The organism is Xanthobacter autotrophicus, from assembly GCF_030015065.1.
Lineage (GTDB): Bacteria > Pseudomonadota > Alphaproteobacteria > Rhizobiales > Xanthobacteraceae > Xanthobacter > Xanthobacter autotrophicus_D.
Map to the genome: position 1 here is coordinate 1 of NZ_JAIVFN010000150.1, position 8,231 is coordinate 8,231.

An 8,231-nucleotide genomic window follows, 5' to 3' on the forward strand; every position below is an offset into this window, starting at 1 on the left:
CTCCCCGGCCCTCCCCCGCAAGCGGGAGAGGGAGAGAGAACACAACGGGAGAGGAAGGCCATAGCCCCCTCAGGCCGCCCGCTTCTCCAGCCATGCCACCATGCGGGCGATGATGACCTCGCGCAGGGCCTCATCCTCCACATATTCCACGGCCTCGCCCACGAAGGCCTGGATGAGCAGAAGCTCAGCCTCCTTCAGCGGCAGGCCGCGCGAGCGCAGGTAGAACAGCATCTTGTCGTCCAGCGTGCCCACGGTGGCGCCGTGGCCGCACTGCACGTCGTCGGCGAAGATCTCAAGCTCGGGCTTGTTGTCCATCTCCGCGCCGTCGCTCAGCAGCAGGGACTGGCTCATCATGCGCCCGTCCGTCTTCTGGGCATCGCGCCGCACCACGATCTTGCCCTGGAACACGCCGTGGGCCTCATCCGCCAGCACGGTCTTGAACAGCTCCCGGCTCTCGCAGCCCGCCACCGCATGGTCGATGAACATGGTGGTGTCGGCGTGCTGGCGGCCCTTCAGCAGGGTGGCGCCGCGCACCCCCAGATTTGTCCCGGTGCCCTGGAAACGGCCGTAGACGGAATGGCGCGACAGCGCCGCGCCCTGCACCAGCGAGAACACATTCAGCTTCGCCGTGCGGCCCAGCTCAACCATGAGTGTGCCCAGATGGAGCGCCGCCGCGCCCTCCTCCTGGAGCCGCACCAGGTTGACGGTGGCGCCATCGCCCACCACCAGCTCCATGGCGTGGTTGGCCTGGTAGGCGACGCCGTCACGGCCGGTGAAGCTTTCCACCAGCGTCAGCTCGGCGCCGTCGCCCACCACCACCACGGTGCGGGTGAAGCCGGATGCGGCCGCCGCCGCGGGGAAGACGTGGGCAAGGTGCACCGGCGAAGCGACCTTCGTTCCGGCATCCACCTTCAGCACCAGCCCCTCGCCGAGGAAGCCGGTGTTGAGCGCCAGCGCACCGTCATAGCGATCCGGCGCGAAGGAGCCGATGCGTTCCACCAGCGGATCGTTCGCCGCCATGGCGGCATCAAGCGGCAGCGCCGTGACGCCGGCGGGCAGGCCGGCGAAATCGGAGGCGCCGCGCGCCAGCGCCCCGCTCACGAACAGGAGGCGCGCCGCATGGGGCACGGCGAGCGCGACGCGGGCGGCCTCCGCCTCCGCCTCCGCATCGGGAGCCCCGGCAAGGGGGGCGAAATCGCGCACGGCCGCGCGCAGGTCGGTGTATTTCCACTCCTCCACGCGCCGGTTGGGCAGGCCGTGGGCGCGGAAGGCCTCGAGAGCATCGGCGCTCAGCTCGCCGGGACGCCCGTCAAGGCCCCCCTGCCCGGCCGCGACGGCGAGCCGGGCCTGGAGCGCGGCGGCGATGGCATCTTCCGCCGGCGTGCGGGCGGGACGGACGGGGATGGTCATGGCCGCGCTCACGCCGCGTTCTGCCCATAGGCAGCATAGCCGGATTCCTCCAGCTCCAGCGCCAGCTCGGCGCCGCCGGAGCGGACGATGCGGCCCTTGTGCATCACATGCACCACGTCCGGCACGATATGATCCAGCAGGCGCTGGTAATGGGTGATGACCAGCATGGCGCGGTCGGGCGAGCGCAGGGCGTTCACCCCCTGCGCCACCACCTTCAGCGCATCAATGTCGAGGCCGGAATCGGTCTCGTCCAGAATGCACAGCCTGGGCTGAAGCAGCGCCATCTGGAGGATCTCGTTGCGCTTCTTCTCGCCGCCGGAGAAGCCCACATTCACCCCGCGCCGCAGCATGTCCTGGGTGATGCCGAGGTCGGGGGCCTTGGCGCGCACCAGCTTGAGGAAATCGGGGGTGGAGATTTCCTCCTCCCCGCGGGTCTTGCGCTGCGCGTTCATGGCGGCGCGCAGGAAGGTCATGTTGGCGACGCCGGGGATCTCGATGGGATACTGGAAGGCGAGGAACACGCCGGCCGCCGCCCGCTCTTCCGGCGCGAGGGCGAGGATGTCCTGGCCGTCGAAGGTGGCCGACCCCTCCGTGACCTCATAGTCGGGCTTGCCCGAGAGCACATAGGACAAGGTGGACTTGCCGGAGCCGTTCGGCCCCATGATGGCGTGCACCTCGCCCAAAGGGATGGTGAGGTCGAGGCCCTTGAGGATCTCATTGTCGCCGATGCGGGCGTGGAGATTCTTGATTTCGAGCATGTGCTGTGTCCGTTGGTGCGCCACGGCCGGGCCGGGCGGGAATGTCAGCGCTGCGGGACCGAGCCCCGCGTCGTTCTGGAAGCCGTCGTGCCCGGCCGCTGGCGCATTGTGGGAAAGCCGGTTCCCGGTCGCCGGGCGTGGATGGCCGGGACCCGGATGTTTCCGGGTTCCGCTCTTGAGGACTGAAGTCGGCAACAGCCGACTTCAGGGACAAGCCCGGCCATGACGCGTCGTTACAGAGGCGGGACGCTCACCCCACGCTCCCCTCGAGGCTCACGGCGATAAGCTTCTGGGCCTCCACGGCGAACTCCATGGGCAGCTGCTGGAGCACGTCGCGCACGAAGCCGTTGACGATGAGCGCCACCGCCTCCTCCTGCGACAGGCCGCGCTGGAGGCAGTAGAACAGCTGGTCCTCGGAGATCTTCGAGGTGGTGGCCTCGTGCTCGAACTGGGCCGAGGCGTTCTTCGCCTCCATGTAGGGCACGGTGTGCGCCCCGCACCGGTCCCCGATGAGGAGCGAGTCGCAATTGGTGAAGTTGCGCGCGCCGGTCGCCTTGCGGTGGGCCGAGACGAGGCCGCGATAGGTGTTCTCCGAATGGCCGGCGGCGATGCCCTTGGAGATGATGCGGCTCGACGTGTTCTTGCCGAGATGGATCATCTTGGTGCCCGAATCCACCTGCTGGTAGCCGTTGGAGATGGCGATGGAATAGAACTCGCCCTGCGAGTTGTCGCCGCGCAGGATGCAGCTCGGATACTTCCAGGTGATGGCCGACCCGGTCTCCACCTGCGTCCACGAGATCTTGGAATTGTCGCCCCGGCAGTCGCCGCGCTTGGTGACGAAATTATAGATGCCACCCTTGCCGTCCTTGTCGCCGGGATACCAGTTCTGGACGGTGGAATACTTGATCTCGGCATCCTTCATCGCCACCAGCTCCACCACGGCGGCGTGCAGCTGGTTCTCGTCACGCTGGGGCGCGGTGCAGCCTTCCAGATAGCTCACATAGGCCCCCTCGTCGGCGATGATGAGGGTGCGCTCGAACTGGCCGGTGTTGCGCTCGTTGATGCGGAAGTAGGTGGACAATTCCATGGGGCAGCGCACCCCCTTGGGGATGTACACGAACGACCCATCGGAGAAGACCGCCGAATTCAGCGTGGCATAGAAATTGTCCGACACCGGCACCACCGAGCCGAGATACGCCTTCACCAGGTCCGGATGCTCGCGGATGGCCTCCGAGATGGGCATGAAGATCACGCCGGCCTTGGCCAGCTCGGCCTTGAAGGTGGTGGCCACCGACACGCTGTCGAACACCGCGTCCACCGCCACGCGGGAACCGCCGCTGCTCTCGATGCCCAGCAGCGCGTCGCGCTCGCGCAGGGGAATGCCGAGCTTCTCGTAGGTCTTGAGGATTTCCGGATTGATCTCGTCGATGGACTTCGGCGCCGCCTTAGGGGCCGAATAATAATAATAGTCCTGAAAATCAATCTTCGGATAGCTCACCCGCGCCCAGGTGGGCTCCGGCATGGTCAGCCAGCGCCGATAGGCCTGAAGCCGCCAGTCGAGCATCCACTCCGGCTCGTTCTTCTTCGCGGAGATATAGCGGATCGTATCCTCGGACAGGCCCTTGGGGGCCTTCTCGCTCTCGATGTCCGTGACGAAACCGTACTTGTACTGGTCCACGTCGAGCGCGCGGACGCGTTCAACCGTCTCCTGAACCGCAGGCATCTTCTCTTCTCCTCTCCCGCGCGGGGTCAAGGCCCGCGGGTCAAGTTCACGTCTTGCTACTCCGCCGCGCGTACCGCGCGGCTTCTCCACTCTTTGCTTCTACGCCGCGCGTACCGCGCGGCTTCTCCACTCTTTGCTTCTACGCCGCGCGTACCGCGCGGCTTCTCAGGTGCGCCGCGACCTTTTGCAAGGCCGCCACCGCCTCATCCACATCCTGCGCCGTGCTCGACCAGCCGAGCGAAAGCCGGATGGCGCCGGCGGCCCGCTCCGCCGGAACGCCCATGGCCGCCAGAACATGGGAAGCGCCCACCTTGCCCGACGAGCAGGCAGACCCCGCACTGACACTTACGTGGGCAAGGTCGAGCGCGATCACCAGTGTCTCGGCCCGAAGTCCGGCAAAAGTGAGCATGCTGGTGTTGGGCAGCCGCTCCGCCTCCCCGGCCACGACCTCGCAATCGGGAACGCTGGCCAGCACCTCCCGTTCCAGCGCGTCCCGCAGGACCGCGAGCCGGGGCGCCTCGCCGGCAAGGTCCGCGCGCGCCGCCCGCGCAGCGGCGCCGAAGCCGGCGATGGCCGGGACGTTCTCGGTGCCGGCCCGCCGGCTGCGCTCCTGCCCGCCGCCGGCCATGAGGGCCGGGACGCGATCATCCGGCCCGGCGGCCACGAGCGCCCCGACGCCCTGCGGCCCCCCCATCTTGTGGGCCGAGAGGCTGAGGAAATCCACGCCCAGAGCCGCCATGTCCAGCGGCAGTCGCCCGGCGGCCTGCACGCCGTCGCAGAACACCACGCCATCCCGCGCCTTCACCAGCCGCGCGGCCTCGGCGACGGGCTGGACCACGCCGGTCTCGTTGTTGGCCGCCATCAGCGCCAGCAGGGCGCGGCGGCCGGCGGCGGCGTGGCGGGCGAGCGCCTCTTCCAGCGCGGAAAGATCGAGGCGGCCGGCGCCGTCCACGGGCAGCACCTCCACCGCCTCAGCGGGAAAGCGGTGGCCGCGCAGCACGGCGGGATGCTCCACCGCGCTCACGAGCAGCACATGGCAGGGCTTCGGCCGGCCGGCCATCTCCACCTCGGGGTGCAGCGCCAGCGCGGCGGCTTCCGTGGCGCCCGAGGTGAAGACCACCCCGCGCGACGCCGCCCCCGCAAGCTGCGCCACTTCGGTGCGGGCAGCCTCCAGCCGCGCCCGCGCGGCCCGGCCGTCCGCGTGCACAGACGAGGCATTGCCCACCAGATCCAGCGCCGCGAGCATGGCGGCCCGCGCCTCGCTTTTCAGGGGGCTGGTGGCATTGTGATCGAGATAGGTGCGGCGCGCGCCGGCCGCAGGCGCGCCGATCCCGGCCTCAGGACCGGTCCCGGACCCGAGATTGTGCCGCTCCCGGCCTTGCGACCCCAAGGTGCCGCCCGCGCTCATCTCCGCCTCCCGGCCCCTCGCGCGAAACACGCTCCGGACCCGCGCCAGACTTGCAATTGCCGGCAATCTCGGTCATAGCTCAAACTTCACCCGAACCCGCATTGCAGCGCCCTACGGTTTGCGCAGCCGGCGGGAACAGATTAGAATTATTCTAAATTGATAGGTCGTTCCTATCTGTAAGTCAAGCATTACCGTTTCGGCGTCAAGTCGTTAGGGTGATGCAGGCGGTCTCGTCCCCGGAAGCGATGCTTTCGGACACGTCCGCTCCAATCCTGCGCGTTCCATGTTGCGCGTCATTGCCACCCAGAGGTTGTAAAACTTCCATGCCAGAAGTGATCTTCCCCGGCGAAAAGGGGCGCCTCGAAGGCCGCTACCAGCCCGCCAAGACCCGCAATGCGCCCATCGCCATCATTCTTCATCCCCACCCGCAGTTCGGCGGGACGATGAACAATCCTGTCGTGTACAATCTGTACTACCAGTTCGCGAACCGCGGCTTCTCGGTGCTGCGCTTCAATTTCCGGGGCGTCGGCCGCTCCCAGGGGTCGTTCGACCACGGCACCGGCGAATTGTCCGACGCCGCGGCCGCGCTCGACTGGGCGCAGTCGGTCAATCCGGATGCGCGGGCGTGCTGGATCGCCGGCTTCTCCTTTGGCGCGTGGATCGGCATGCAACTGCTCATGCGACGCCCGGAAGTGGAGGGCTTCATCTCCATCGCCGCGCCGGCGAACCTCTACGACTTCTCCTTCCTCGCCCCCTGCCCCTCCTCCGGCCTGTTCGTCCATGGCGACAAGGATGCGGTGGTGCCCACCTCCGCGGTCCAGACGCTGGTGGAGAAGCTGAAGACGCAGAAGGGCATCGTCATCGAGCAGCAGGTGGTGCCCGGCGCCAACCACTTCTTCGACGGCAAGACCGAGGACCTCATGGGCGTGGTGGGCACCTATCTCGACAAGCGCCTGCCCGGCACCCGCAAGGAGAGCAAGGACAGCGCCGCCTGAGGGCGATCGCTCCGCCTCCCCGACTTCCATGAACGGCCGGTCCTGAGGACCGGCCGTTTTTGCAAAGGAACGCGTTCTCTCACATCGGGTTAGAGGGCGATTCACCGATCAGATTGATTCAATCTGATCGGATCGCGTTCTAGACCCGGACCTCCGGCTCCTCCTCCGTGGCCGCATCCAGGACCCGTTCCTCGCTCATGTAGCGATCGAACTTCGGCTGGCTCAGCCGCGCCCGCACCGCCAGCGCGAACGCTCCCGCCCCGAGCGCGGCCAGCACCGCCAGGTCCCAGCCGAAGGGAATGAGGCCGGCTCCCCCGAAGCTGCCGAGAAACGACACCAGCCCCAGCCCGCCGAGGTAGGGCGCCAGCCAGACCGCTTCCGCGAGGTCCAGGCTGCCGGCGGCGCGATGGCGGGCATGGAACAGGAACAGCACCAGCCCCGCCAGCAGGCACAGGCCGAGGCGCCACACGGTGGGCCACCCGCTCCAGTAGATGATGTAGGTGGCGATGACGAAGGCCACCGGCGCCACCAGATTCACCGCCGGTACCCGCAGCGGCCGCGCCGCATCGGGCAGCAGCCGGCGCAGGGCCACCACCGCCACCGGCCCCACCACGAAGGACAGGATGACGGCGGAAGAGTTCAGCTGCACCACCTCGCTGAACGGCAGGAGGACGAAGGCGGCCAGCGAGAACACGAGGTTCAGCAGCAATGCGGCCACCGGCACGCCGCGCGCCGAAAGCGCAGCGAAGCGCTCGGAAAAGAAGCCGTTCTCCGCCAGAGCGAAGGCAAGGCGCGCATTGGAGCCCACCGCGACGAGGCCGCCGGCGAACGGCCCCACAACCGCCCCGAAATTCAACAGGCTCACCAGCCACAGCATCCCCAGCGCCGCAGCGAGCGCCCCCAGCGGCCCGAAATCCCCCGGCAGCGCCAGCGCGCCCCAGCCGTGGGCGAGATCCGCCGGCAGCAGCGCGCCGGTGAAGGCGAACTGGATGCCGCCATAGACCACGAAGGCGATGGCCAGCGCCAGCACGAGGGCGGTGGGAATGGTGACACCGGGGTTCTTCACCTCCCCCGCCATGTCGATGGCATGGCGGAAGCCGATGAAGGAAAAGGCGACGCCCCCCGATGACACCGCCGCCAGCACGCCCGCCACACCGAACGGCGCGAACCCACCGCTCACCTGCGTGAAATTGGCCGGCTCGAACCGCGCCGCCAGCAGCGCCACGATGACCACGAGGGGAATGGCGATCTTCAACCAGGTGGCGGCGGTGTTCACCCGGGTGAAGAACCGCACGCCGAAGGCATTGATGACGGTGAAGCAGACCATCAGCAGTCCCGCCACCGCCACCCCCGCCCACGACAGGGTGCCGCTGCCCGGCGCCGTATAGAGCCAGCCCAGATGCGGGCCGAGGTAGCGCAGCATGGCCTCCACCTCGATGGGGGCGGTGGTGTTGTAGCCCACCCAGGCGCTCCACCCCATGGCCATGGCTACCACATTGCCGTGGCTGAACTGGGGAACCCGCGCGATGCCGCCGGCCACCGGCAGCATGGCCGAGATTTCCGCGAAGGTAAGGGCGAACAGCAGCATGGCGGCGCCGCCGATAACCCACGCGATCAAAGCGGCGGGGCCGGCATGCTGGGCGGCCAGCAGCGGGGCGAACAGCCAGCCGGAGCCGATGATGCCGCTCACGGCCACGAAGGTGAGGCCGATCAGCCCGATCTCGCGCTTCAGCTTGCCCATCAATCCCCCCGCCCGTACCGCGTGCGACGCCCCGGTTTTGCGGAAGACTAAGCTGAACCGTTGCAGCGTGCACCTCGTCGCGTGGAGACTTCCGCGTGTTTTTGTGCCGGAGGAAACGCCCGGCGAATTCTGGGGCTGATGGCTCGGACAGAGGCCGGCGCGTCCCCTCTCCCGCTTGCGGGGGAGGGTTAGGGAG

General features: G+C 68.1%; 6 protein-coding genes. 1 reads left to right on the forward strand and 5 read right to left on the reverse strand.

The features are described from left to right. Window positions 1–69: 69 nt before the first annotated feature. The 4 genes from sufD to K9U40_RS20560 all read right to left on the reverse strand — a co-directional run bounded on the left by sufD (window position 70) and on the right by K9U40_RS20560 (window position 5,299). On the reverse strand, window positions 70–1,410 hold the full coding sequence (gene sufD / locus K9U40_RS20545; protein ID WP_282891978.1) for a Fe-S cluster assembly protein SufD: 1,341 nt from the start codon (window positions 1,408–1,410) through the stop codon (window positions 70–72). Between the two features lie 8 nt (window positions 1,411–1,418). Beyond that, a complete protein-coding gene (gene sufC / locus K9U40_RS20550) occupies window positions 1,419–2,168 on the reverse strand; it encodes a Fe-S cluster assembly ATPase SufC (RefSeq protein ID WP_282891979.1) in 750 nt (249 codons plus the stop codon). A gap of 250 nt (window positions 2,169–2,418) precedes the next feature. Next, entirely contained in the window at window positions 2,419–3,891 is a 1,473-nt protein-coding gene (gene sufB, locus K9U40_RS20555) for a Fe-S cluster assembly protein SufB (protein WP_282891980.1), read from the reverse strand. A 139-nt stretch (window positions 3,892–4,030) separates the two neighbouring features. Next, window positions 4,031–5,299, reverse strand: a complete 1,269-nt coding sequence (locus K9U40_RS20560) for a cysteine desulfurase family protein (RefSeq protein WP_282891981.1) — start codon at window positions 5,297–5,299, stop codon at window positions 4,031–4,033. 323 nt (window positions 5,300–5,622) lie between these two features. Between K9U40_RS20560 and K9U40_RS20565 the strand changes: the two genes are divergently transcribed. Next, entirely contained in the window at window positions 5,623–6,294 is a 672-nt protein-coding gene (locus tag K9U40_RS20565) for an alpha/beta hydrolase (RefSeq protein ID WP_282891982.1), read from the forward strand. Window positions 6,295–6,433: 139 nt separating this feature from the next. Here K9U40_RS20565 and K9U40_RS20570 read toward each other — a convergent pair whose 3' ends face one another. Then, the gene (locus K9U40_RS20570) at window positions 6,434–8,035 is read right to left on the reverse strand and encodes an APC family permease (protein WP_282891983.1); all 1,602 of its coding nucleotides are present in this window, start codon (window positions 8,033–8,035) and stop codon (window positions 6,434–6,436) included. Between the last annotated feature and the right edge of the window lie 196 nt (window positions 8,036–8,231).